Genomic DNA, 25,422 nt, shown 5'->3' on the forward strand with positions numbered 1-25,422 from the left:
CGGTTTTCAGACCAGCGCAGTAAGCCTTTTGTATCTTTATGCCTGAATTCCGTAAAATTCGACTCATCTTAAGGGTGCTTTAATGAGATTCAAATAGGGATAAAAAACGCATAAAATCAGAGAGATATAACGGAATAAACTTATGAACGCGCAACCGCAAACTCTGCTTCACGTTGGGCTGCACAAATGTGGCAGCACATGGTTGCAAAAGGAAGTTTTTAACCGCCCCGATTATGGGATTTCCGCGCCTTGGGGGCCGATGTCGCATCAGGCTGTGACGGAATTTGTGGCTATTGACCCGCTGTGTTTCGACCCCAAGGCCGCGCGGGCGCGGTTTGATGAGGTGCGAAGCGATGACACGGCAGGCAACGATGTCGCCGTGATCAGCCATGAGGCCCTGTCCTCACGCCCCCATCACGGCAAATATTACGCACCGGATGTGGCGCATCGATTGGCGCGAACCTTTCCCGAGGCCAAGGTTTTCATGATGTTTCGCGAACAATCCTCAATCATCTATTCGCTTTACGGTGAACATGTCCGCAATGGCGGGCAGCACAGTTTCGAGGAGTTCATCGGCACCGGGAATGAACCGGCAGGTTGGGCACCTTTGTGCCGTCTGTCCTTCTTCGAATATGATCGTTTGTTGCAGATGTACCGTGATATTTTCGGGGCGGATAACGTTCTGGCCCTGCCGCTGGAGCTGATGAAGAGCGATCCGGACGCGTTTATGCAGCGCTTCTTTGGCTTCCTTGATCTTCCGGTACAATATCCCGACACCTCCCGTAAATCGAATGCGGGCTGGGGGGGCCTAACTGTTGACCTTTACCGTCGGAGCAATGGGCTGGTGCGTAGAAATCCCTTGGGTGGACCGATTTCATGGGCTTTTCGTATACGCTTTGCGTTAACACGACGCCTCAACCGGATAATCCCGCGCCGTTGGCACAAACGTAGCGAACAGCGTAAACGTGACGCTCTACGTGCCCGGATCGACAATACCTTCGTGCACAGCAATTCCCGACTGGCGCAGATGGTGGATGTCGATCTTAAAGCGCTTAGCTACCATTGAGCGACCGTGTTGCGCGGATCAATTTCGGCTCGGAACGCGCCCTACCCGAGGCGGATTTCAAGCGATGCGGGCGACCAAGTTTGGTCATGCGATTTAGGACGTGGGCGCCAATCTTGGCTTCGGTCTTCTGGTTATCGAAGCTGCGCGCCTTTAGCTTCGGCCGGATGACTGCTTTCCAACGACCCATGCATTGCCCGGCAGTGTATGCGGAGCATGCATGAGAGGAAGAGTTTCACCGCGGCTGAGCTGATTGTAGCCCGATGACGTCTGCCAGGCTATGCGTCCGTGCACCTCAATCTCGATGATATGGCTGATCGCGGACCGTCGGATTCCGGGCGCTGTCCGGGCTGAGGACCGCGTTTTTGGGAGGCGGGATCGTGACGTCGATCTCTGCACCAAAGCGCTCGACGAGGAGATCGCAGGTTAGGTCGCCATCGTAAGCACCGTCTGCGAGAAATACGGCGACCGGGCCATCAATTTGAGCTAAAAGACCCGGCAGCGCGGTGGAATCACCGACGCCATCGGTGGTCAAATCGGCGCAAATGATCTCGCCGCTCGCCAGATCGAGGCCGAGGTGCAGCTTGCGCCAGGAGCGCCGTTTGCGCTTAGTTTTGTACTTTGCTTCAAGCCATTTCTTACCCGGCAGGCGCATGCATAGCATGCTGCCGAGAGGGCGCCCGCGCCAAACATCTTCAATCCGGTGCTGTCTACAACCAACCGGATCCCCGCTTGGTTGTTGGCCTGCGACGGAACGCGCAATGTCAGGCCGTTACCCCGGCGCGACAAAGTAGAGAAACTGGGCGCGGCAATTTCAACGCCAAGCAGCTTAGCAATCGAACGCATCATGCCTTGGGTCTGGCGCCGCGGCTGCCGGAAAACCATGCCCAGGGTCAGGCAGGTCTCAATCGCCAGATCTGAATAGTACGGCTGCCCGCCCGGCGTTGTCCTGCGCGCTACCGACCACAAAGCGAGCGCATCTTCGCTAATCGGCCCTGTGCGCACGAAGGGGGGTAAAAACGGCAAGATTTGCTCAACTGAGTTGGGTTGATCGCTTGATCCTGTCGATTGTTGCCACGCCGACGTTAAAATGCCGGGCGATGGCGCGGATTGATTGGCCTTCATGCAGCATGGTTCTGACCTGATCCTGCTGATGTGTTGTGAGTTTGAATTTTCGGCCGAACTTCACACCGCGTCTTTTTGCCGAGGTTCTACCTTCATCGGTCCGTTCATTTATTAGATTGCGCTCTAGCTCGGAAAGCCCCGCAAAAACAGTGAGTAAGAACTTTCCCATAGAACTTGTGGTATCTGCCCATGGCTCGCGGAGTGATCGGAAGGCAGCTTTTATCGTTTCAACTTTTTGGGTGATTACGAATACATCGTGGGTGGATCTGGCCAACCGGTCGAGGCTGGTGACGATGAGCGTGTCGCCTGGTTGAAGAATGCCCAGCATTTTTTCCAACTGAGGCCGGCGGCGATTAAAGCCGGTCAGTTTTTCCTGGAATATCTTGTCACAGCCTTCAGCCTGGAGGTGTTCGATCTGGCTTTCCAGGTTCTGTCCTGTCGTGGAAACACGCGCGTGGCCGATTAGCATGGATTTGCCCCTGTTTTTGGCGTGATTATACGGAACATAGTTACGGATTCTGTAAAGTACTGTTTTTGCTCGCACAAAATATCGTTCCGTTTATTATGAGTTTTGGAACAGGTCATGCCGCCACCAGTATATCGTTCAGGGGCAGGCGCGTGGTCATATCGAGGTCAAAGACACCGTATGGGTTGATATGGCTGTGTGGCAGCGGGTTCAGTGCCGCCATATCGCGGGTCGTCATTTTCTCCCGCTATGTTCGATCCCGCAGAACATCCTGGATCATCAGTGTATTCACATAAACCATGCTCGCTTGCAGTAAATGCAGCGATAGAACCGAGATCTCCTGGTCGTCCCGCCGGTTGGACACCAACTCATTGCCGTTGCCATAGAAGATGAAGTTGTTCACCCCGCTCCAACGTTCAATCACGTTGAGGCCGGAATTTATCTCACGCCGCAAATTCTTATCGCTGAGGTATTTGCACAGGAAGATCGTCTTGGTTGCTTTGCCAAGTTCCAGCAGTGCGGCAAACACCGGATGGCTTTGGCCGCGGATAAAGCGGCGCAGGATTGCCTCTGGTTCTGCGGTGCGCTGCCTCAGGGCAGTCGCCAATCTAGGTATTAACACATATATAACACAGGGCTTCTCGGCAGGGGCTTGCCATTACCGCAGATAAACAGCCCTCAACCCCTCTCACTCTCAGTAAAACACACAGACGCTCGCCCCGTTTGTTGTCGTGGTCCACTCTGCTCCGATAGCGGTGCAAGTTGTGGCGGTGCTGGCATAGAAACGCGGCAGCATCACGCTCAGCGCGAGGGCAAGGACGAGAGCGCCAAGCCCATACCAGGGCAGGTGGTGTTTCAGGCGGTCTGCTTTTATCTCTTTGCTGCGAAGATGGGCGTAGAGTGCGCTTCTGTCGTCCTTCATTTGCTTGAGAACCTGTTCGGTCTTTTCCGTCTGAAGCCGCAGATCGTTGGTATACCGATCCAGGGCGTTGAGCGGCGTGCGCAGCTCCTGGGTGATCTTGGTGGCAATCAGCTCGCCATATTGCTTGGGATCTGTCTGGGCGCGCGCGGCAAAAGCAGCCTGACGCGCTTCGGTTGCGGTTTTGATCAACCGATCCATTGCGACGGTCTGGCTGTCCACGCGATCCGAGACGCTGGCAATGACGGTGCTGAGCAGATCCAGCGTTTCGCGCAGCTCATCGTCGGAGAGGGCAGGGAGGCCGGGTTGATCAGTCATGGCGGGTCATCCTTCGGATCATTGGTGTTGCGGGACAAACAGCCCCGTAAATTCAGGATCGGCGTAATAGCACAGCTTTGCGGCAATGGCGGCGGGCTGGCCCTGAACCCGCAGGAGCTGGAGCTCCGGCGGCATCTGCATGATCTCATCGGGCGTCAGCAGATCGCGCCCGGTGATCTGGGTGGCGCTTGTCGGCAGATCGCCCGCTCTGCGGCTCTCGGTCCGGTAGTCGATGGTGCCCTGGCCCATCATCTGGCTCAGCCACTTGGCCGTCTCGAAGTCATTCACCCCAAAGACCTGCTGTACCCCTGCATTGGCGATGAAGGTATTTGCGCGGTCGCCATACAAATCCTTGAGCTGGCTCATATCCTGCAGGATCGGCCAAAGCTGCAGCCCGTACCCCGCCATCAGCCCCATGGCGCGTTCCACCGCCTCCAGACGCCCCAGGGCCGCAAACTCATCCAGCAGGAACAACGTGGGAGCCTGCATGCGGCCTGTGGCGCTCAGAGGGGCCGCAGGAGCCCCGGAGAGGGCCGGGGAGGAAACAGGGGCCTGTGTGGCCGCCTCTGCGTCTCGTGCGATGTCCTGGAGGGCCTGGGAGACCAGCAGGCGCAGCCAGCGGCTGTAGGCGTCCATCCGGTTGGGCGGCAGGACCAGGAACACCGAGGTGATCTGGTGGCGCAGATCGGCGAAGTGGAAATCTGATCGGGACATGGCCTGCACAATGCGCGGGCTGTCCAGAAAATGGGTGTGGCGCTGCGCGTTCGACAGGACGGAGGCCGCTTCGCGATCTGCTTTGCCCAGGAAGCGGTTGGCCGCGCGGGCGATCAACCCGCCCGCCGCGTCGCTGTCCTGCATCAGCTCCAGCAGGGCGCGCAACCGCTCCGGGGGCAGGGTGAGATATTCCCGGATGGTGGCGAGGGACCGGCGCTCCGGCTCCTCGTGGCAGACGCAGAACAGGATCAGCCCCCCGAGGAGGGCCTTCGCCTCCTCGTTCCAATGCGCCTCGGAGACCTGGCCGGGCGGATCCATCACCAGCGCATCCGCCAGCGAGGCCGCATCCTCGCCGAGATCGAGGCTATCGGGGGTGAGCCGGTCCAGCGGGTTGTAGGCGGCGCAGGGCTGGCCGGTGTTGCTGACCCCAAAGGGATCAAGGATGTGCACGGTGCCAAACCGTTCCCGCGCGGCCCCCGCGATCCGCGCATTCTCGCCCTTGGGATCAACCACCAGAACCGAGCGCTCCACTGCCAGCAGGTTCGGGATCACGGTGCCGACGCCTTTGCCCGCCCGTGTCGGGGCCAGGGTGATCAGATGCGCCGGGCCATCGTAGGACAGCAGCCGTCCCGTCTTGGGGTTGCGCCCGATTAAAAGTCCCGTCGCCTGTTCCAGCGCCTGCAGCTCGCGCTTGCCCGCAAACCGGGCCGAGCCATGGGTGTCGCGCTTCCGGCTTGTCACATAGGACAGAATGCCGGTCTGATCCATCCAGATCGCGACGCTGAACAGGGCCCCGACGCAGATACAGGGGATCATCACCAGAAGATCGCCGAAGGTCTGCCCCGCGTGCGGCTCAAACAGGATCTGGATTAGCACGAGCCCCACCAGCCCGCCCAGCAAACCCCCCAGCACCAAGGCGATCAGCAGGGTGATGATCAGGACGGGGGTCACCACAAGATAGGAAGCGATCCGCAGCGAGCCCCAGAAGGCCAGGGTGAGGGCCCGGATCACAGGAGGCCCTCCGCTTTATCCGCCGCCGGGGCAGGGGGTATTCCAGGCCCCTGCCATCCCTCGAAAGCCTTTTTGTCCTGATCGCGCGGCAAGTTGCGCAGCAGTCGGTCCACCATGGCGGCAGCGGCGTCATCGCGTTCTGCCAGATCCAGCAGCGCGCCGCCCAGGATCACCTTGCGCCTTGTGTCCATCTTGCGCTGTTTGGTGGCTTCCCGGTTGCGGATGCCCTGCAGCCGCGCCTTGGCCTGGGCAAATTGTTTCTCCGCGCGTTCCAGCTCTGTCTGTGCCATTTGAAATGCCTCGCGATAGGGGGGGTGTTCAGGGGTGAGAGCGTCCCTTCTGCGCCGATCAGACCCGGGCACAAGCGCAGATCCCAATCGCGGAATCCATCGGCGGAACCCGGCAAACCAGGGTACTACCTATAGGCGAAGTCCCGCAGAAAGGGTGTAGAGTCAGAGGCTTGTGCTTGACCGGGGAGCATCCCGCGCCAACCCTGAGCTGAGAAACAGGGAAGGGCGCACTTATGCAAACTCTCCACCTGCGGTTCCGAGCTTTGCGTGCGATCTCCTCGGGGGAAACCCCCAGCCGATGGCCACCCCCGTCCGTCGCAAGATGCGTCGGAACGAAAGGCCCTCCCGGCCTCTCGCACTCACCAGGGCCAACGTCGCCCGTTGGATTGCCTCCCGGCAACGGGTGCCCGCGTCTCGACCGGTGCCCCCCGCCGGGGGCTGGTCTGACGCGGGCGACGCCGTGTCGGGAGCCAGCTGTCTGGGGGAGCGATACCGTTCCTGACAGCAGGCAGGTTTGCGGGGCGCAAACCGCAGAGGTGCCGATGCGCTATCCCCAGCCTCATGGGGGCGGGACAGCGCACCAGCACATCTGCAAGCCCATGTCTCGGAGGTGCCGCGTTCGCAAGCGAGACCGTCCCCCGGACGGTCTCTAAGACGCTCGCTCACCCCTTCGCACGGGCTGTCATTTTGCATGTGGATCACGCGCAAAAAGACCGGCGCGCCTCTGCTCGACGGCTCCGCAGCTTTACGCTGCGAAGCCCCCGGCTTGCGCCCAACAGGGAGGAAAGACCCTCGCCGCTTCAGGAGAAGAAAAAACGGGGATCAATTCCCATCATGCGTCGATCTTCCTAACCTTGTCACGTACTACTTATGCGGGAACATTTATCCGCCTGCTGCTGCGTCGCACAACTGGCGCGGGGTGGGCTGATGGCCAGCTACCACCTCTCTGTGAAGACGATCAAACGCAGCGCCGGACGCACCGCAACGGCGGCGGGAGCCTACCGTGCGGGCGAGCGCATCGAATGCCAGCGGGAGGGCCGTGTCCATGACTACACCCGCAAGCAGGGCATCGAGGAGACCTTCATCGTCACCCCCGAGAATGCCCCGGCCTGGGCGGAGGACAGGGCCTCACTCTGGAACGAAGCCGAGGCCAGCGAGACCCGCCGCAACTCCGTCACTGCCCGCGAATGGGAGCTGGCCCTGCCGTCCGAGATCAGCGCCGAGGACCGGTCGCAGATCACGCGAGGGTTCGCAGAGGAGCTGGTCAGCCGCTATGGAATCGCCGTCGATGTGGCCATCCATGCGCCGAACCGCGAAGGCGATCAGCGCAATCACCATGCCCATGTTCTGACCTCTACGCGCAAGCTGGAAGCCGAGGGCTTCACAGCCAAGACGCGGGTGCTGGATTCCGCAAGGACGGGCGGCGTCGAAATCGAGCAGATGCGCGGTGTCTGGGCCCAGTTGCAGAACCGCGCGTTGGAGCGGGCAGGGCGGGAGCGCGGGCTCGGCGAGGATGAGACAGAGCGCGTTGATCATCGCTCGCTTGAGGTGCAGCGCAGCGATGCGGTGAGCCGGGGGGATGACTTGACGGCGCAGGGGTTGGATCGTGCCCCAGAGCTGAAGCTGGGACCGGCGGCGAATGCCATGGAGCGGCGGGAGAAACGCGCCGCAGAACGCGAGGGGCGGGCGTATCAGCCGTTGACGGAGCGCGGCGCCGTCGTGCATGCCGCCCGCCAGGCGCGGGAGCTGTTTGTTGAAATGCGCGAGCGCTTGGAGATGGCGCGCGGGGCTTATGATATCGCGCGGGACGCAGGGCAGGGGCGGGTGTCAGCAGGGTTGGTGGCCCTCAGGGCGGTAGCTAACAAGGACCGCAGTGCGGAACGCAACCCGGAGGACGTCCGGGAGCGGCTGGCGCAGATCACCGGGCGCGCGCAGGAGCAGGCGGATGTGGAGCAAGATGGCCTCGGTAGGGGCCGCGACCGGCTGCGCGAGACGCTGGATCGTGGAAGTGATGGGTTGGACACTTCCAAAGAGGTCGAAAAGCCTCGATCCGCGAGCGGCTGGATCTTGTGCTGAATAAACCCCGCACGCAGTTGGAGGTCGAGAACGAAACGCAGAAGGCGCGGGAGATCAAGAACGAACGCGAAATCGACAGAAAGGTGGAACGGGACCGGGGCCTCAGTCTTTGACGGGAACCGAAAGACCAACATAGAGGAGGCTGGAAAGATACTTGAGGTAACTGCTCGGAAAGGCGCAAGTCTCGACTGTTCGCCCGACCTTAGCCACGTTCCGCCTTCTGCATCCTGTAGAACCGATACAGGTTTGCGCCCTCATTTGTTCTTGTCAGATGCATGTCCTCTAAGCTCAGCATGTTTGACGTCAACTTGGTCTTGCCACGTTTTAGTTCCGGTCTCTTTCGAGCAATGTTTGCTATGAAGGAGATAGAGAATGGCACCGAGATACACAGACGAGTTTCGTCTTGATGCAGTACGCATCGCAACGACCAGTGGGCTGACACGACCGCAAGCGGCAGCGGATTTAGGAGTTGGGCTTTCGACGTTGAACAAGTGGGTTCAAAAGCATCAGCATGACAACCTGATGTCGGGTCCTCACGAGGATGTCGAGAAAGAGAACGAACGCCTTCGCAAGGAAGTTCGGTTGCTTCGCGAGGAGAGGGAAGTGTTAAAAAAAGCGGCAATCTTCTTTGCAGGCCAAAGTCGGTGAGGTTCGCCTTTATCGACGCCTGGAAAGAAGAATGGCCTGTCGAATTTCTTTGCCGCGTCATGCAGGTTACGTCGCGAGGATTTCGCGCGTGGCGAAGCCGCCCGATGAGCCAGCGACAGCGCGACGATATGGTGATCCTGGCGCATATCCGCGAACAGCACCGCTTAAGCCTGCAAAGCTATGGCGGGCCTCGCATGACCGAAGAACTGCAAGAACTGGGTCTGCAAGTTGGGCACCGGCGCGTGGGCCGCTTAATGCGGGAGAATAGCATCAAAATCATCAGGACCCAGAAATACAAGGTTACGACCGACAGCAATCATGCGTTTAACATCGCCCCTAACTTGCTGGGCCAGGACTTCTTTGCAGATGGTCCAAACCAAAAGTGGGCCGATGACATTTCCTACATCTGGACCAGTGAGGGCTGGTTGTATCTGGCAGTGATCCTTGATTTGTATTCCCGTCGTGTCATCGGTTGGGCGGTTAGCAATCGTATGAAGCGGGATCTGGCGATCCGAGCATTGGATATGGCTGTGGCACTGCGGCAACCGCCGAAGGGCTGCATGCATCATACGGATCGCGGGTCGCAATATTGTTCAGGCGACTATCAGAAACGGCTGTCTAAACACGGCTTCCAAGTTTCGATGAGCGGTAAGGGAAACTGCTACGACAATTCCATGGTTGAAACGTTCTTCAAATCACTCAAGGCAGAGCTGATTTGGCGCAACCGCTGGGAAACCAGGCGTAAAGCCGAAGGGGCGATTTTCCAGTATATCAATGGGTTCTACAATCCACGACGGCGGCACTCGTCATTAGGTGGCAAAAGCCCCTTGGCCTTCGAACGAAAGGCTGCCTAAATGAGTTGAGAGACCGGAACGCAACCGCGACAAGACCATGTGTCGTTTGGGACTTCAGGCACGGCCAACGGTTCAGGTTTGTCCCGCTTGAGGCGCTTCTTGGGCTTGATCCGCAGGTTCAGCTCCAGTTCGCAGTAGATCCGGTAGACACGTTTGTGGTTCCAGCCGTATCCCTGCACGTTGCGCAGATATAAAAAACACAAACCAAAACCCCATGTGCGCTTGTTCTCGGTTAGCCGTTCCAGCCAATCGGCGATTTCCTCGTTCTCGTCGCTCAGCACTGGGCTGTAGCGATAACAGGTCTCGCTAATCTGGAACGTGCGGCAGGCCAGCGCGACACTGACCCCATGCCGTGCAACCGCATTCATGGCCATCTCTCGCCTTTGAGATGGCCTCAGCACTTTTTTCCAAGGGCTTCCTTAAGCAGCTCGTTCTGCATGCTCATCTCAGCATACATCTTCTTAAGCCGTCGGTTCTGTTCGGCCATGTCCTTCATCTCTGCGATCAAAGACGCATCCACTCTCGGGACATCGCTACGCGATACCCTGCCGTGCAATGCATACCGCCAAACCTGGCCCGCCATTTGTAAAAACTGGCGCTGCTCATGCCATGCTCGCGGCATAGTTCAGAGACTGGCGTTCCGCCCTCCGCCTGTTTCAAGACAGCCATGATCTGTGCGTCGCTAAATCGTCCATTCTTCATCGTAAATCTCCTCAGATATCTTGCCGAGAAAATTCTACTTTTGAACACCACTAATTTGGGGGGGGATTACCTAGTGACCAATACCAGGGAAGTGCTTTGCAGCCTCGAAGATCAGAGTCGCGTAAAGCTCAGGATGAGAGCCAGGCAGAACCCTCGCTCCATTCACAGTGAGAAAGAGATCGACGGCTTGGCCATGCCCATGCTCGTCCATATCATGATGTGTACGTTTGACGAACAGATGCGGCCAATGTGGGGTCGAGTGCGGCTGAGTGCAGAAAACCCCTTTAAGCCATTTGAGGTCGCTTCAACCGCCATCGATATTCGCCGGTGAGGGGGCTATGTGCCCAACCCAACGGCGAGATATGCGCCTCAAAACCCATAGGGTTTTGGCAGGCTTTTGTCTCAGAAGGCGAGAGGATTTTTATTATCAATAATCTGATCTATAAGGTTGATTATGTTAATTTCAGTCTTCCAAATATGGCTCTGTTTCTTTGAGGTTTGGTAGGTTTTCAACACCTTCGATTGGGGTACCTTTTGCGACCAGCATTCTCAATTTCATTATTTTTGATAGCGGTGTAACATCTCTTACGCCAGTTCCAGATATTGCCAGAACCCTTAGATTTCGTAGCTCTGAAATAACGTTCAGGTCATCAAAACTAGTATGGCTTAGTGTAAGGTTTGTCATATTTTTTAGCCCAGATATCGGGCTAAAGTCCTCCACTGGCGTACCAGAAAGTGTGAGAGTCCGTAGTCTCTTTAAGAAACGCAGGACGCCAATATCAGTTACATCCGTGCCACTAAGCGTCAGCTCTTCAAGATCGACTAGGCTTTCCAGAGCTTTGAGTTCGCTGACCCGTGTTCCTGCAAGTGTGAGAGCCTTAAGTTTGACCAATGATGAAAGACAGTCGATGTTGTCAACATGCGTTCCGCCTAGTTTCAAAGTCTCTAGTTTCAAGCAGTTTGCAACTGGTGATAAATCACTTACGTTTGTCTTACACAGTCTGAGTGACGTCAACACATGACAATTTTTAAGTACTCCGATGTCACAAATCTTCGACCTAAACGCCTCCAAGCCATTCAAATTTTCAATCGGAGCTAATGGTGCTATGCTTTCGATGTTTGTTCTTGAAATATCTATAGTTACCTTAAATCTATCAGAAAATTCTGATATTCGCTCCGGAATATTTTGTAGGTAAGGGAACTGGCTCAAGTCAATGTCTGTAATGCTTCGGTCAATGAGAAACTTTAGATATCTGTCTACTTCTTCATTTTCTAACCGACTATACGCAGGCCGGGAGTAAATCTGTATATTTTAGTAACGCACAGGTTTAGTTGCTAAAGCAAGATCAAGCTGGTCTTCAAAAAATGTACACTCGCTAATATCTGCGCCGAGAAATGATATTCCGTTTATTGAGGAGCCGCTAAAGTCAAGGCCACGACAGTTTCCAAACTCAAAGAATGTTCTAGGATCATAGCCTATGCTGGCTACAAGTGAAACGATATCATCCAAATCGTCATCAAGGATGGTGTCGATTGCTTCTGAAGACCTTCTACTTAGCCAAATTTCGCTCAAGGAAGCTTAACCCTTTGGATGGCCAACATTCCTTCGCCCTTCGTATGCTGCCCGACAACCAACCCAATCAGTCTGTTTCTAGCGAGTGCCTTTTGGTCGTCGCGGAGTTCTACCGCTCCCTCACCTACTACCTGATTCAACTGAAAATTATCTTCGATTTGGTCGCGGGACGCGGTTACCGCAACCTGCATTACAGCGCCCCGTGATGCTCGAACTCTGCATAATTCTAAGTTTTCAACTCGCGCTTGCAGGTGGCCCATGTTGGTGGGTTGAATGATCCAGCACCCGTCTTGGTCGCTCCAGAGAACGACACATCCGTCAGCGCGTCCGTTGCGATCTTCATCAACAGATGGGAACCGTCTTAGCCATTGAGAAACCTCACCGTCCTCGACTAACACTCGAATATTTGCTTCGCGAAGCGCGTAATCAACAGTTCCGATTTGTCGATCTTGCCTGCGATCTCTCGTATCCTTAACCCAAGAACTCATGACACGTGTCCTGGCTGTTTTGAAAAGTGCGTGTTGAAGTACCGAACTATATGTCACATCGGAAATCTCTTCAGGATTATTTGTCACTTTCTGTGGATGCGTACTTCCAAGCTGGACCAAATCCGAGAAGCTTATTGCCCGTCGGGCTAGGATTTGCCGTTTTGTGGTGTCTTTGCCGGTCACTGCGAGAATTGCCAAGCAGACGCTTAGTCTTCTCTTTATTGGGGCTGATACTCGTCCCAAACGCCACTTTGATATCGTTTGCTTTGACCCGAGAAGTACTTCTCCTTTGCTGACCGACGCTCTCAAGCCAATTACTATCTGCTTAAGAGACCTATTAAACAACGCTACTTTTGTTCCGTCGCTACGTCTGTGCGTCCGCCCATTTTGTAGGGGTTGAAAGCTATCATAGGCATTGACCGCAGCCTGCAAGTCAATCTCGATAGCATCATCTAGCGTTAATTCGTCGGCTTCTCGCATGAAATCAACTTAGCGACTTCATGCGCCTTATCACAGCTTTGAAGAGAGCACATGTCAATCGACACTGGCTCGGCGCAAGTGTTTTTCCTTTCGTTTGGTCAGTTCAGGTCTGAACTTCTGAACCCAGCGGTAAACCGTGAATCGATCCACACTGACATCACGCTCAGCCAGCAGATCCACAACGTCTTGATACGACAGCGGATACCGCAAATACTACCGCACAGCACAAAGGATGATCTCACGCGGAAAACGGTGATGCTTGAACGGAGGTTTGCGTGGCATGCCGAACCCCAAAAGCCAAAACGTGGCCGACACCACCGATTAATGCAACAGTCCCGCAAGGCTGATTTGGCTATCTGGCGCAATTTGGTCTTCTGATCCTGCTGATGATCATTTTGGTACTATACTATAAAGGCAGGACGTTGGCATAGTGGGGCAGTGGGCTTTGTCTACTTTTGGCTGCCAATTTGGTGGATCTGATCCCAAACTCCCCGCGGGTACCCACCACATGGCTGATTGCCGGCACTGTGTTCGCGCCTTATGAAAACCCTGCATGTGCCCCTGCGCCCGTCATGGTAAAAAGCGCACCGTGAGGGTCGCTCAACCACCGCCATGCGTCGCGCAACGCCATAATGGCCGATCGTGCAGCACACAGGCAGGATCTCTTTAAGCATATCTCTGCCATGATATTTTCATTTTTTCTTATAAAGATAGCGCCCATATTGGAATACCTCATGAACTCGAACGGAGTTTCCTCACAAAACTGCATTGCGGCTACCGCGTACCAGCCTTTAACCTTAAAATTTGACCACTCAAGTGGAACTATTCAGCTGCCCGCTGCAACGTCAAAAGGGACCGAACTTATGCAAACATTAGACGGCCTTCAGGTCCTGCGGTTCGTGGCCGCCTTTCTCGTGGTGATTTATCATGTGCAATTGGGATCTGCGGGCGTTGAAAACTTTCAAGGTATCTTTGATTTCGTGCAACGTGGCGCTGCAGGCGTGGATATTTTCTTTGTTATCAGCGGGTTTATCATCATGCTGACTATGATCCGCAAACCTGGTTTTGATGTAAAGAACTTTGGCTTGAACCGGTTTTTCTGTATTTATCCAACCTGTTGGGTGTTTTTGACCCTCGCGATCATATTGGGTTATGCATCTTATCGGCTGACCGGGCATAGCGCGACATATGATATGCTGTCGCCCTCATCTTTGCTGGTATCCTATCTGCTGATCCCGGTTCAGACCCAGATTTTCCCAGTCGCCTGGACCCTGACGCTAGAAATATCCTTTTATTTGATCTTTTGTTTGTTCTACTGGTTGATGGGCCTGCGCGGGGTCATTGCCTATGGGACCGCTGTGGGTGGGTTTTTCGATGGGATTGGCGTGGGTCGTGAATTCAAATGGGGGTTGCCCGCCGCGCTGCTGATCTATGGCGCGGTCGGCATACCGTGGAAGGCACCACGTTTCGCTATTCTGGCGGGTGACAGTTCCTATATCCTCTATCTGATGCATCCGCTTTTGATCGCGACCGTTAATGTTCTGAGCGCCCGGCTTCTGGGGATAAATGCCAGCACCCACAACGGGCTCATCATTCTGATCCTTGTCCTGTCCGTCTTGATCTCAATGGCAATGACGACATGGATCGAACGACCCTATATCGCCTGGTACAAACGCCGCTTGGCGCAGTTTTCAGGCTCTGCAAAACGCGCAATGTCCAGAGCAGGGTCGCGTTAAGAATGACCAAGGCTACCGCCACCATCATCATCCCCGCCCATAATGAGGCGGGCTACATTGCCGAGTGTCTGGCCCATGTGTTGGCGCAGGATGCCGGTGGTTTACAGGTGATCGTGGCGGCCAATGCCTGCACTGATGATACGGTTGCGATTGCGCGTGCCCTGGAAGCTGACTTTGCAGCCCGTGGTTATGCCTTGGCGGTGCTGGATCTGCCGAAGCCGGGCAAGATCAGCGCACTGAATTCAGCTGAGACACAGGCCGGAGCAGGGCCGCGTATCTATCTGGATGCCGATGTGCGGTGCGATCCTACCCTGGTCGGCCAGCTGGAAGCCGCCTTGGACACCGACGCGCCACGTTATGCCACGGGTAGATTGGTGGTTAGCCGCGCTCAAACGGCGCTGACCCGCGCCTATGCCCGCTTGTGGCAGGAATTGCCCTTTGTCAAAGCGGGGGCTGTGGGGGCGGGGCTGTTTGCGGTGAATGCAGCGGGCCGCGCACGCTGGGGCGCGTTTCCCGATATCATTTCCGACGATACCTTTGTTCGGCTGAATTTCACACCCGCAGAGCGCATTGAGGTGCATGCCTGTTATCACTGGCCGATGATCGAAGGCTTTGCGGGGCTGGTCAAGGTCCGGCGCCGACAGGACGCCGGGGTCAGGCAGGTGCGCCGTCTCTATCCAGATCTGATGGTCAATGATACCACGCCGGGGCTGGGGCTGGCAGGTGCGGCCCGACTGGCGCTGCGCCACCCGGTTAGCTTTGCGGTTTACCTCGCCGTGCACCTCGCCGTAAGGACAAAACGCTCATCAGACGAATGGACCCGGGGACGTTGAAACCATGAGATATGTCGCCATCATCGGAACCGGCTTTGTGGCCGATCTTTATATGACCTCGCTGGCGGTGATGCCGGATATCACCCTGCGCGCGGCCACCGACAAGGATGCCGCGCGGCTGGCGGCCTTTGCGGCCCATTGGGATGTGGTGAGCGTGGCGGATATTCCCAGCCTGCTGGCGCAATGCGGCCCTGATGATCTGATTTTGAACCTGACCAACCCTGACGCGCATTTCGCGGTCAGCCATGAATGCCTGAGTGCGGGGCATCACGTGTATAGTGAAAAACCCCTGGCGATGAGCGTGGCGGATGCCCAAAGCCTGCATGATCTGGCCGCAGAGCGGGGCTTGCATCTGGCTTCTGCGCCCTGCTCAATGCTGTCGGAAACCGCCCAAACGCTCTGGGCCGCTCTGCGCGCCAAAGTTATTGGCACACCCTTGGCCATCTATGCCGAGTTGGATGACGGGTTCATCAGCCAGGCTGCTACGGACAGCTGGATCAGCGCATCCGGCGCGCCTTGGCCCGCGCGTGATGAATATCAGATTGGCTGCACGCTGGAACATGCTGGGTATTATCTGACCTGGCTGATGATGGCTTTTGGTCCGATCCGCACCGTGGTGGCTGGTGCTGCAGAACTGGACACTGGCAAATTGGATGGGGACCCCAGCGCGCCGGATTTGTCCGTGGGCGTGCTTTATTTCGAAAGCGGCGTGGTTGCCCGGCTGACCTGCTCCATCCTTGCGGCCCATGATCATGGTTTGCGCATATTCGGGACCACCGGCACGCTGGAGGTTGGCGAATGCTGGGACAATTCAGCGCCCGTGCGCCGCCGCATCAGACGGCGGATCAGACGGCGGCTGGTGGAATGGCCTCTTACCAAACGCCTGCGGCTGCGCGGGCCGACCCATAATAAGGTCAAACGCACTGGGGCGGCGGCGATGAATTTCGCGCTTGGTCCCGCAGAGGTCCTGGATGCGATCGCCGACAACCGTCCCAGCCGGATGCCCGCCGATTTTGCGCTGCACCTGACAGAGGTCACGCTGGCCATTCAGAACGCGGGTGAAACCACGGGCGCGCAACCGATGCAAACCCGCTTTGCTCCGATCGCGCCGATGCCTTGGGCAGAGGTGCTGGCATGAGCAGGATCCTGATCACAGGGGCGGGTGGATTTCTGGGGCAGGCGCTGGTGCGGGCCGCGCGTCACGCCGGATCAGAGGTTACCGCCCTGATCCGCAGCACAGCCCCCAGTGACTGGACCAAGGATCCCAGCATCACAACGGCACGCGTCGATCTGGGTGGATCCCCTGCGCCGGATCAACTGGCCCCCTATCTGGAGGGTGTGACATCGGTGATCCATGCTGCCGCCAGCTTTGGCGGAACAGCCCATGATCATGGCCGCGATACCCTGCGCGCCACCCGCAATCTGATTGTCGCCATGCAATCCGCGAAAAAGCCCGCCAAACTGGTGCTGATCAGCTCGTTTTCCGTCTATGACATCGCCGCCCTGCCAGAAGGCGCGACCCTGTCAGAGGACAGCCCGTTATTGGGCAACGGCCATGGCCGTGACCCCTATGCCATCGCCAAACGCGCGCAGGAACACCAGGTGCAAGATAGCGGTCTGGCCCATGACATCCTCCGCCCCGGTGCGATCTATGGTCCGGGCCGATTATGGAGCGCGCAGCTGGGATTTGCGCGCGCCGGTCGGGTGATTTGCCCCGGAGGACACGCACAGGTGCCGGCCATCCACGTCGACCACGCCGCAACCGCTTTGGTGCATGCGGCGCTGCGCGATGGGTCTGGCTTGGTGGCAAACCTTGTCGATCCCTCTCCCCCAACACAGCTGGAGTGGTTGGCCGCAATCGGACAAAACACCCACCGCGTGCCGCTTGCGGCGGTGCTGCGCGTGGCGCAGTGGCTGGGCCGGGGTCCGGCCTGGGCTGCGCGGTTCAAACCCTTGAACTATGATCTGACCCGTGCGCGGGATCAGCTTGGCCCGGTGCCGTCCCGGTCCTTTGCACAGGCCGTGGCCGCCGCCAAAGCACAGGAAAACACCCCATGACCCGCCATATCGCCTATCTGACCGGACAATACCCCCGCGCGACGGACACTTTCATCCAGCGCGAGGTCGCGGCCCTGCGCGCGCAGGGTTTTACGGTGGATACCGCCACGATCCGAGCCACGGATGCCCACCACCATGTCGGCCCCGAACAAAAAGCGGAGCATGCCGCAACTTTTGCGGTGATGAAATCAACGCTGAACCCGATACGCCTGCTGGCAGCGCATTTTGCCATGTTGCGCACGCGGCCCCGTGATTGGTTTGCGACAGCGCGCCTGGCCCTGCAAACCCGCCCACCGGGGATCAAGACCACCATCCGACAAGTAGCCTATTTTCTGGAAGCGGGCGTTCTGGCGCATCATCTGCGTCAAAAGGGCGTCACTCATCTGCATAACCATTTCGCAGATTCAAGCTGTTCGGTGGCGATGCTGATGTCCCAGATGAGCGGCATTCCCTATAGTCTGACAATGCACGGGCCGGGCATTTTCTTTGAACCGATGCATTGGCGCATTGATGAAAAAATCGCGCGCGCGGCGTTTGTCGCCTGCATCAGCCATTTTTGTCGCGCACAGGGGATGTTCTTTTCCGATCCTGCCCACTGGAACCGGCTGAAAATCGTGCATTGCGGTGTGGATCCCGCCCGTTATGGGCAAGACGCGGATCGCGCTTATGCCAAGCGGGTTTTATTTGTTGGGCGGCTGGATGCGGTCAAGGGCGTGCCCTTGCTGCTGGAGGCTATGGCGGCCCTGCGTGAACAGCACCCCGATGCGGTGCTCACAGTGGTCGGGGACGGCCCACACCGCGCCCGGTTGGAAACACAGGCCGATGATCTGGGGCTGGCGGCGGATTTCGTCGGTTACAAGTCGCAAGACGACGTTGCCACCATTCTGGCGGCCAGCGATCTGCTGGTATTGCCCAGCTTTGCCGAAGGGGTGCCCGTTGTCTTGATGGAGGCAATGGCCGCGCGGCTCCCCGTCATTGCCAGTCAGGTAGCAGGCGTAGGCGAGTTGGTGGAAACTGGGGTCAACGGCTTTACGATCCCCGCCGGTGATCTGGACAGTCTGATCGCGCGCATGGATCAGCTGTTATCGGATCCTGCCCTGTGCGCACGCATGGGGGCTGCGGGTCAGATGCGCGTCGCGGAGCAGTTCGATATCAACACCGAAGCCCGCTGGCTGGGGGAATTGCTACAAGCCAGCCTGGCGGGAACGTTGCCAAAAGGCTTAGGATCGCATTGTTGAGAGCAGGAGACCATGCAATTGTCTGGAGTGCAAATTTGATTGGGCCATGGGAAGCTTCCACTTTTGATGTAAAGTGGAGGGGAATATGCATTGGCGCGTCACAGTTGAAGCGGTTGATCTGACCGGCGAAGACTATCGGCAGGAGTTCTTATTCGAGAAAAATCTTGATAGCCTGACGGACGGTCGCATCGGCTGTTCAGTTGAGGACGGCAAAGAGATCATGCATCAGATCCAGAAGGCTGTCGTGCAGCGTGAGCTTGATCTCTGGGTTCGCTATCGGCGTGTCTGCCAGTGCTGTAACGGTCTTTTGCCGATCAAGGGCTACCAGAAACGGAAGATGTTGACAGTATGGGGTCTATCCCAACAAAGGTACGAAACGCGACATAGGATTATCCCTGATTTCTGACGCGCATAATTGTTTGCCTGCTGGTTTTGAATTGGCGTGCAATGGCTGAGATTGCCTCGCCGTTTTTGATGTTCTCTTTCACCTCAGCTTGCTGATCGGCTGATAGAGCTGCTGGTCGGCCCAACATTTTTCCTTCTGCTTTGGCTCGGGCGAGGCCAGATTGCGTGCGTTCGATCAGGAGGTCGCGCTCGAATTGGGCCACGGCGTTGATGACGTTCATAGTCATTTTTCCGGCGGAGCTGGTGAGATCAACACCGCCGAGTGCGAGGCAGTGGACACGAATACCGATGTCTTCGAACTTGGCTACCGTGGTGCTGACATCAATAGCATCGCGCCCAAGCCGGTCGAGCTTGGTGACGATCAACACGTCACCCTTCTCCATTCTGTCCAGCAATTTGGAAAACCCCTCGCGCTGCGCGATGGCCATCGAACCTGAGATGGTTTCGGCAACAATGCGGTGCGGCTCAACTGCAAAACCAGCGGCTTCGATTTCCCGGATTTGATTTTCGGGTGTCTGGTCGAAAGTGGAGACGCGGGCATAGGCAAAAGTGCGTGACATGGACAATCTTCTTTACGAAACAGGTGTACGTAATGATACCTGTGTCCTATAATATCGCAAGGTAATTTCCGGACATACTCTTTAGCCCTGTCCGTAACCGTCCCTTTTCGGTCACCGTTGACAGGATCAGTTTATGCCCCGAATGCGCATTCTCACGGTCAATGAACAGGAGGCCTTCAACAAGCCACCCCCGTTCGACCATCGCGACCGGAAGAAGTTCTTCGACTTTCCAAAATCTTTGCTGGCAGTCGCCGCGACCATGCGCAATCCGGATCATCAGATCAGTTTTCTGGTAAGCTGCGGATATTTTCGTGCGACACGACGGCTCTATGCGCCTGCGGATTTCGTGGATCGCGATGTTGCGTATGTGGCTAGCCAGCTTGACCATTCGGTTCCATCAGGCTTCCATTATCCGGATCGCACTCGGCAGCGCCATCAGCAGACCATTCTGGATTTTTATGGCTTCACACCTTTTGATCTGAGCGCCAGCGCTGCCTTGGCCACCGAGATCGCGACAATGGCGCGAATGCATTTGAAACCGCGTCTGATCTTCGACCGCTGCGTGGATTTTCTGATCCAGCGGCGCGTGCAGGTGCCATCCGCCCATCGGTTGAATGATTTGATCCGTGCCAGTCTGCACGAGCGCAAGGCAGAGCTGATTGCATTGATGGACAGTCAACTGCCTGCCGAGACGCGGAACCTTCTTGATGACTTGTTCACGTCACCGGATGCTCAGAACGGCTACCGTCTAACGCTGCTCAAGCGATTGTCACAATCGACGAGCCCCTCAAGGATCAAGGAAGCCGTCGCTGATTTTGCAATATTGTCGGAGCTGCATCACCAGTTGGGCGACATTCTTGTACAACTCGATCTTGGCACCGCAGGCATTCGGTATTTTGCGGGTGGTGTGCTGCGATCAGAGATTTTCCAGATGCGGCGCCGGGATCAAAATGATCGATACATTCATGCCGCCGCCTTTGTTGCCCACCAATTCTACCGCTGTCAGGACAACATGGTTGATCTGTGGCTCAGCGTCATGGCGTCCTTCAAAACCGCTGCGGCCCGGGACTATCAGGAAACGCTCGTACAGGAGCGTCAGAACCAGCAACGGCAGATCGAAATCGTCGTCAATGGTTTGGAGGTTTCCGTCTTTGGTGTTCTCCGCGATATTCAGAGCGTCATGTCAGCGGCCAATCTGTCAGACGCAGAAAAGGTCACCGCCACAGTGGCCCTTCTCAGTCAGGGGCAGCCGGAAGATTTTGACCGACTGAAGGATGATTTTGCAGCGACCGCCAGTGATGCCGGTTGGCATGATATTCTGGAGGCCCGGTCATTGAGGCTGCAAAATCGCCTCAGTCCACTGCTGCGGGCGCTCAACTTCATGCCCAACAAGCGTGCCGCTGCGCTTTTGGATGCGATTGATCACTTCAAGGCAGATGGGGATTTATCAGCTAGCCACGCGCCGATGGACTTCCTTGATGTGGGACAAAGGGCAGTGCTTGTGCGGGGCGATGGCACCTTCCGGGTGTCGCTTTACAAGGTATTTCTATTTCACGCCGTCACTACGGCCATCAAATCCGGCGACCTCAACGTGGAACAGTCCTACAAATATCGACCCATGGATGCTTACTTGATCGATAAAGATCGTTGGCAGTACGAAAAGGGCCATTTGTTGGAGCGGGCAGGTTTGACGGAATTCACTGATCCTGCCTCCGTACTGGCTACGCTGAATTCCGCGCTCACCTCCCAGTACCAGGCAACGAATGGTCGTGCCGCCAACAATCCCCACCTGAAGCTGCGCAAGGATGGGACGTTCCACATTGGCACACCGGCCATCGATGCCCGTGAGCCCGACCCACTGGGCGATCTCTTTCCTCAGCGGCACGATGTGCCGCTCGCGCAGGTTTTGGAAACCGTCAACAATCACTGCGGAATGCTGCTTTCCTTCGAGCATTGGCAGCAGACCCATGTCCGGCAGGCGACATCCCACCCCGCCTTGCTCGCCGGGATCATGGGATTGGGCTGTGGCATCGGCGTGCGCAAGATGGCGCGGATTTCCACGAGCGTGACGGAAAGCGAGTTGGATCATACGGTGAACTGGCGCTTCTCGCTTGAGAACATCAGAGCCGCCAATGACGCCGTAGTTAAGGCCATGGGCGCGATGGAGCTGCCCAATCTGTACCGTCAGACGCAGGATCAGCTCCATACTGCTAGCGATGGCCAGAAATTCGAGGTGCGCGGCGATAGTCTGCACGCCAGCCGGTCGTTCAAGTACTTCGGGCAGGGACAAGGCGTCAGCGCCTATACCTTCGTCGATGAGCGTAATTTCCTGTGGCATTCCCTGATGATCAGCGCGGCGGATCGCGAAAGCGCCTATGTGATCGACGGCCTCATGTGCAACGATGTCGTTAAAGCGACATCCATTCCACCGACACCCACGGTTACACCGAGGCTGTCTTTGGCCTGACCCATCTGCTGGGCTTTTCCTTTGCTCCACGCATTAAGGGGGTTGGCAAGCAGACACTCTATATCTTCAAGCCGAAAAATCAGGCCGATGATGACTGGGCCATCCGCCCTGACAAGACCATCAATGAAGCCATCATTCGCGAAAACTGGGATGACCTGCTGCGCCTGATGGCCACCATCAAGCTGAAGGAAAACACCGCCTCGGACATCTTCCGGCGGCTGAATTCTTATTCCCGCCAGCACGCGCTTTATCAAGCCATGAAGGCCTTCGGGCAGATCATCAAATCCCTGTTCATCCTGCGCTACATCGACGATCTCACCCTGCGGCAGGCCATCGAGCGTCAGCTCAACAAGGTCGTGCTGGCCAACCGTTTCACCCGTGCCGTGGCCGTCGGCAACCCGCGTGAGTTCACCCAAGTGAAAAAGGAAGAACAGGAAGTTGCAGAGGCCTGCAACCGCCTGATCAAAAACAGCATCATCTGTTGGAATTATCTTTACCTGACCAGACAGGTTGAAAAGGCTCCAGACACCGAGACCAGAAAAAACCTACTACGCTTGATCGCCTCCCATTCGCCCATGTCATGGGCACATATCAACATGCTCGGCGAGTACGACTTCTCCGAGGAAAAGCTCCGCGATACCCTTGGCATCCTGCCCCCGAAAAAGGCAGCATAAACAGAGCAGCAAAACGGGTGGGGCGAAAACACGAAAAACGCCATCAGACCAACATCATGGCGTGAACGCTATGTCGCATTACGTACCTTTGTTGGGAGGAACCCGTTTTCGGCGCGGTTCCGGCGACTTAGCCGCGCCTTATGATCTGCCAGAAATGTTCTCCCTGGGCATGCTTCACCTTTTCTCCTGCCGCCGATCTCTGTCCTGATCGTGCCACGCCCGAATTGATGGAGCTGGCGGCGAGGCTCGGCGCCAAACTGTCCTACCGAGAGGCTTCGGAGATTCTGTCGACCTTCTTACCAGGGCACTTGTCTCGCAAATTCACCACCCTTCGGCATCGCACGCTTTCAGTCGGAAAGCGCATCGGAGACGCTGAACGCAGCCGACGCTGGCACGAATTTCTGGTTAAGGAAGAACGCACGCAGTTGGAGTTGCAACTGGACAACGATCCCGCGCGCGAATTCGTCTTCAACATAGACACTGCGCATATCCCATTGGTCAAGCATGGAAGCGGGCGAACGCCCGAAGCCGTTGTTGGCCATTGCGGCCGTGGCGGTCCGGAGACAATCCCGGCCCGCTCTTTGCATTTGAGGGAACCCAGTCGGCTGAACTAGATGCGGCCGCTTCACTGGCTTTGATGGATCAGGGTTATGCCGAAAGGGGCGACATCACGGTGATCTCGGATGGCGAAGAATGCCTCAAACAGCTAGCAGCCATGTTGCCACAACCGGCAACTCACATCCTCAACTGGGTTTATATTTCCATGAAACTTCAGCCCCTTGTCCAGATGGCTCTGACAGCGCCCGAGGGTCATGGGCTGTTCGAGCAAGATATTGACCGTATCAAGTGGAGACTTTTGAACGGGCAGCCGAAGCGTGCCTTGGATTTGGCGACCGCGGTTCGCTCAAAATTCTTCTCTGAGATAGGGCACTGTTTTTGGGCGCGGCGCGCAAACAAGCTTTTGCAAAAGCTCACCACTTATATCGGCCGAAATAGCGACTCAGTCATCAACTATGCCGAGCGCCATCGCGCCGGACACAGGACTGCTTCTGATAAACGCGCCAATACAAAATATGGACCTGTCCCGCTTTCGTACCGCTCCCGATGCTCGTTTAAGCCACCTTCCGTTCGAAAGCGACTGGGCTTTTCCAACCCAGTGCTGAATGGCGGCGGCGCGGATTATAGAACCCGTTTATGTATTCGGGTGCGCGCTACCTTGAAGTGCGACTCCTTTTAGAAAACAATGGGTTATCTAATGAGGAGTCTATCGCATGGGAGCGGTTTATACGCAACTTAGCATGCAAGAACGTCGTAGAATTGAAGACTGGTGGCATGCGAAAGTGCCTGTCGCCGAGATGGCACGCGTGTTGAAGCGTCACAAGTCCACGATTTTTCGAGAGATCAAACGCAATTTCTGGGCTGATGATGCCTTTTCCAAGAAGTATGCTGGATACTTTGGAATGGCGGCGCACCAGTTCACGCAGCGGCGGCGCTCAACACAGCGCAAGCTGATCCGATATCCTGACTTGTGCAACCGAGTTATAGAACACCTCAAGAACGGTTGGACGCCTGAGCAAATCGGCAATCGGATGATCTTTGACGGGGTCAAACAACGTGTCTGCCAGGAGACGATCTACCGCCATATTTATTCCAAAGAAGGCATGGCGCAGGAACTGTGGTGGTATCTGCCCTTGCATAGAAAGAACCGTACACCACGTCGTGCGCGCAAGCGTCGGAAGGCCAATTTCGACCGCGAAGTCAGCATACTTTTTCGCCCGGATGATGTCGCCCACCGCCGCGAGTTTGGGCATTGGGAAGGTGATTTGATGCTGTTTGAACAGAAGCGGGGCCAGACAAACGTGATCTCGCTGGTCGAGCGTGTCAGTCGGTTCACGGTGACCCTGAAGAACCCCAGTAAGCGCACAAAGCCTGTTATGGGGAAGATCATGAAAGCGATCAAAGATCTGCCTTATGTCGCGCGCAGATCCATCACGTTTGATCGCGGAAGTGAATTTATCAGCTGGCCGCATTTGCAGGCTAAGACTGGGACCCAAACATGGTTTTGCGATCCCTCCTCTCCGTGGCAAAAAGGAACGGTTGAGAACACTAACCGAAGGGCCCGCAGATGGCTGCCCCGCAAGCGTGATATCCGGCAACTCACGGATCACGACATCAAGGAAATCAGCGACCGGCTCAACAATACGACACGCAAATGTCTCGGATGAAAGACGCCAGCAGAAGCCTTCAAAGAAAACATGTTGAAGGAAATGGGCCAATCACCTTACCCTCAAACCCAATAGGTGTCGCGCTTCAGGTATCGCTCACAGCGATGCTGAACGGAAATCTTTCGGAGCGCACCCGATATACCCCGCCTGAGACTGACAGATCACCCTACGTGGCAAGTTTGCTAAACCCAACGCCACCACTGCTCAAAGAGGCATAACTCCAGGGTTTTGAACGGTCTCTTTGGCGTACGTACTGCGCGAGGGCACTGTAGAAATAGGCGCTCAAGTACGCTTGGCAGTTGGTTCGCCGACTGATACAAAGGAACCAGCGGCGGGATTATGACACTATTGCCAAAAGATGGCCTCATCCGGTCAAAAAATGTCCAGCAGAGTGTGAACTCACCGAGATCAAATGATTCCAAGTCATAACAACATAATACGATAAAATCGTATTAGAATTTCATGGCTTCACGATGATTACCTAAATGCCTATAAAATA

General features: G+C 56.4%; 27 protein-coding genes and 1 pseudogene. 14 read left to right on the top strand and 14 right to left on the bottom strand.

Annotated features, from left to right (window positions below):
- Positions 1-142 precede the first annotated feature (142 nt).
- A complete protein-coding gene (locus ROLI_RS22210) occupies positions 143-1,066 on the top strand; it encodes a hypothetical protein (RefSeq protein WP_262386614.1) in 924 nt (307 codons plus the stop codon).
- Positions 1,067-1,358: 292 nt separating this feature from the next.
- Here ROLI_RS22210 and ROLI_RS24030 read toward each other — a convergent pair whose 3' ends face one another.
- The 8 genes from ROLI_RS24030 to ROLI_RS22240 form a co-directional block, all read right to left on the bottom strand.
- A complete protein-coding gene (locus tag ROLI_RS24030) occupies positions 1,359-1,712 on the bottom strand; it encodes a transposase (RefSeq protein WP_338469273.1) in 354 nt (117 codons plus the stop codon).
- A complete protein-coding gene (locus ROLI_RS24035) occupies positions 1,595-2,188 on the bottom strand; it encodes a transposase (RefSeq protein ID WP_405049035.1) in 594 nt (197 codons plus the stop codon). The genes ROLI_RS24030 and ROLI_RS24035 overlap by 118 nt, the downstream gene beginning before the upstream one ends.
- Positions 2,097-2,657, bottom strand: coding sequence for a recombinase family protein (locus ROLI_RS22220; protein ID WP_187431403.1), 561 nt, complete (start codon positions 2,655-2,657; stop codon positions 2,097-2,099). Before ROLI_RS22220 ends, ROLI_RS24035 begins: the two co-directional genes overlap by 92 nt.
- 112 nt (positions 2,658-2,769) lie before the next feature.
- Complete coding sequence (locus ROLI_RS24040) at positions 2,770-2,892, bottom strand: hypothetical protein (protein WP_405049036.1); 123 nt, start codon at positions 2,890-2,892, stop codon at positions 2,770-2,772.
- A gap of 9 nt (positions 2,893-2,901) precedes the next feature.
- Positions 2,902-3,261: a Tn3 family transposase gene (locus ROLI_RS22225; RefSeq protein WP_187431404.1), complete on the bottom strand. Its 360-nt coding sequence runs from the start codon at positions 3,259-3,261 to the stop codon at positions 2,902-2,904.
- 87 nt (positions 3,262-3,348) lie between these two features.
- Complete coding sequence (locus tag ROLI_RS22230; protein WP_187431405.1) at positions 3,349-3,891, bottom strand: hypothetical protein; 543 nt, start codon at positions 3,889-3,891, stop codon at positions 3,349-3,351.
- An 18-nt stretch (positions 3,892-3,909) separates the two neighbouring features.
- Positions 3,910-5,613 (bottom strand): type IV secretory system conjugative DNA transfer family protein, encoded by a 1,704-nt coding sequence (locus ROLI_RS22235; RefSeq protein WP_405049038.1) that lies wholly within the window; start codon positions 5,611-5,613, stop codon positions 3,910-3,912.
- The gene (locus ROLI_RS22240; RefSeq protein WP_187431406.1) at positions 5,613-5,906 is read right to left on the bottom strand and encodes a mobilization protein; all 294 of its coding nucleotides are present in this window, start codon (positions 5,904-5,906) and stop codon (positions 5,613-5,615) included. The genes ROLI_RS22235 and ROLI_RS22240 overlap by 1 nt, the downstream gene beginning before the upstream one ends.
- A gap of 927 nt (positions 5,907-6,833) precedes the next feature.
- On the opposite strand from ROLI_RS22240, the gene mobQ reads away from it, so the two are divergent.
- Positions 6,834-7,982: a MobQ family relaxase gene (mobQ, locus tag ROLI_RS22245; protein ID WP_338469278.1), complete on the top strand. Its 1,149-nt coding sequence runs from the start codon at positions 6,834-6,836 to the stop codon at positions 7,980-7,982.
- A gap of 372 nt (positions 7,983-8,354) precedes the next feature.
- A protein-coding gene (locus tag ROLI_RS22250) for an IS3 family transposase (RefSeq protein WP_338469156.1) occupies positions 8,355-9,484 on the top strand; the annotation gives its coding sequence in 2 pieces (ribosomal slippage) (positions 8,355-8,601 and positions 8,601-9,484; 1,131 coding nt in all).
- A 32-nt stretch (positions 9,485-9,516) separates the two neighbouring features.
- Here the strand turns inward: ROLI_RS22250 and ROLI_RS22255 are convergent.
- The 4 genes and pseudogenes from ROLI_RS22255 to ROLI_RS22270 form a co-directional block, all read right to left on the bottom strand.
- Positions 9,517-10,186 (bottom strand): annotated as a pseudogene (locus ROLI_RS22255) (transposase); the annotation flags it as partial.
- Between the two features lie 463 nt (positions 10,187-10,649).
- A complete protein-coding gene (locus ROLI_RS22260; RefSeq protein WP_187431971.1) occupies positions 10,650-11,396 on the bottom strand; it encodes a leucine-rich repeat domain-containing protein in 747 nt (248 codons plus the stop codon).
- A gap of 102 nt (positions 11,397-11,498) precedes the next feature.
- Entirely contained in the window at positions 11,499-11,759 is a 261-nt protein-coding gene (locus tag ROLI_RS22265) for a hypothetical protein (RefSeq protein WP_187431972.1), read from the bottom strand.
- Entirely contained in the window at positions 11,756-12,727 is a 972-nt protein-coding gene (locus ROLI_RS22270) for a hypothetical protein (RefSeq protein ID WP_187431973.1), read from the bottom strand. Before ROLI_RS22270 ends, ROLI_RS22265 begins: the two co-directional genes overlap by 4 nt.
- Before the next feature lie 51 nt (positions 12,728-12,778).
- Here ROLI_RS22270 and ROLI_RS24045 point away from each other — a divergent pair, with 51 nt between their 5' ends.
- The 7 genes from ROLI_RS24045 (at position 12,779) to ROLI_RS22305 (ending at position 18,998) form a co-directional block, all read left to right on the top strand.
- On the top strand, positions 12,779-13,105 hold the full coding sequence (locus ROLI_RS24045) for a hypothetical protein (protein WP_187431974.1): 327 nt from the start codon (positions 12,779-12,781) through the stop codon (positions 13,103-13,105).
- Positions 13,106-13,590: 485 nt separating this feature from the next.
- The gene (locus ROLI_RS22280) at positions 13,591-14,463 is read left to right on the top strand and encodes an acyltransferase (protein ID WP_187431975.1); all 873 of its coding nucleotides are present in this window, start codon (positions 13,591-13,593) and stop codon (positions 14,461-14,463) included.
- Between the two features lie 2 nt (positions 14,464-14,465).
- Entirely contained in the window at positions 14,466-15,296 is an 831-nt protein-coding gene (locus ROLI_RS22285; protein WP_187431976.1) for a glycosyltransferase, read from the top strand.
- A gap of 4 nt (positions 15,297-15,300) precedes the next feature.
- On the top strand, positions 15,301-16,434 hold the full coding sequence (locus ROLI_RS22290; RefSeq protein ID WP_187431977.1) for a Gfo/Idh/MocA family protein: 1,134 nt from the start codon (positions 15,301-15,303) through the stop codon (positions 16,432-16,434).
- Complete coding sequence (locus ROLI_RS22295; protein ID WP_187431978.1) at positions 16,431-17,354, top strand: NAD(P)-dependent oxidoreductase; 924 nt, start codon at positions 16,431-16,433, stop codon at positions 17,352-17,354. Before ROLI_RS22290 ends, ROLI_RS22295 begins: the two co-directional genes overlap by 4 nt.
- A complete protein-coding gene (locus tag ROLI_RS22300; RefSeq protein ID WP_187431979.1) occupies positions 17,351-18,592 on the top strand; it encodes a glycosyltransferase family 4 protein in 1,242 nt (413 codons plus the stop codon). Before ROLI_RS22295 ends, ROLI_RS22300 begins: the two co-directional genes overlap by 4 nt.
- Positions 18,593-18,677: 85 nt before the next feature.
- Complete coding sequence (locus tag ROLI_RS22305) at positions 18,678-18,998, top strand: hypothetical protein (RefSeq protein WP_187431980.1); 321 nt, start codon at positions 18,678-18,680, stop codon at positions 18,996-18,998.
- On the opposite strand, the gene ROLI_RS22310 is transcribed toward ROLI_RS22305, so the two are convergent.
- Positions 18,982-19,557 (bottom strand): recombinase family protein, encoded by a 576-nt coding sequence (locus ROLI_RS22310; RefSeq protein WP_187431981.1) that lies wholly within the window; start codon positions 19,555-19,557, stop codon positions 18,982-18,984. The two genes, ROLI_RS22305 and ROLI_RS22310, sit on opposite strands and share 17 nt — an antisense overlap.
- Before the next feature lie 142 nt (positions 19,558-19,699).
- Between ROLI_RS22310 and ROLI_RS22315 the strand changes: the two genes are divergently transcribed.
- Entirely contained in the window at positions 19,700-22,024 is a 2,325-nt protein-coding gene (locus ROLI_RS22315; protein ID WP_262386681.1) for a Tn3 family transposase, read from the top strand.
- Between the two features lie 8 nt (positions 22,025-22,032).
- Complete coding sequence (locus tag ROLI_RS22320; protein ID WP_262386682.1) at positions 22,033-22,698, top strand: transposase; 666 nt, start codon at positions 22,033-22,035, stop codon at positions 22,696-22,698.
- Positions 22,699-23,045: 347 nt separating this feature from the next.
- Here the strand turns inward: ROLI_RS22320 and ROLI_RS22325 are convergent, their stop codons facing one another.
- Positions 23,046-23,240: a hypothetical protein gene (locus tag ROLI_RS22325; RefSeq protein ID WP_222869697.1), complete on the bottom strand. Its 195-nt coding sequence runs from the start codon at positions 23,238-23,240 to the stop codon at positions 23,046-23,048.
- 95 nt (positions 23,241-23,335) lie between these two features.
- Here ROLI_RS22325 and ROLI_RS22330 point away from each other — a divergent pair, with 95 nt between their 5' ends.
- Together ROLI_RS22330 and ROLI_RS22335 are read left to right on the top strand one after the other, a co-directional pair.
- Entirely contained in the window at positions 23,336-23,935 is a 600-nt protein-coding gene (locus ROLI_RS22330) for a hypothetical protein (RefSeq protein ID WP_187431984.1), read from the top strand.
- 34 nt (positions 23,936-23,969) lie between these two features.
- Entirely contained in the window at positions 23,970-24,923 is a 954-nt protein-coding gene (locus ROLI_RS22335; protein ID WP_187431985.1) for an IS30 family transposase, read from the top strand.
- Positions 24,924-25,422: the final 499 nt, after the last annotated feature.

The organism is Roseobacter fucihabitans (assembly GCF_014337925.2).
GTDB classification, from domain to species: Bacteria; Pseudomonadota; Alphaproteobacteria; order Rhodobacterales; family Rhodobacteraceae; genus Roseobacter; species Roseobacter fucihabitans.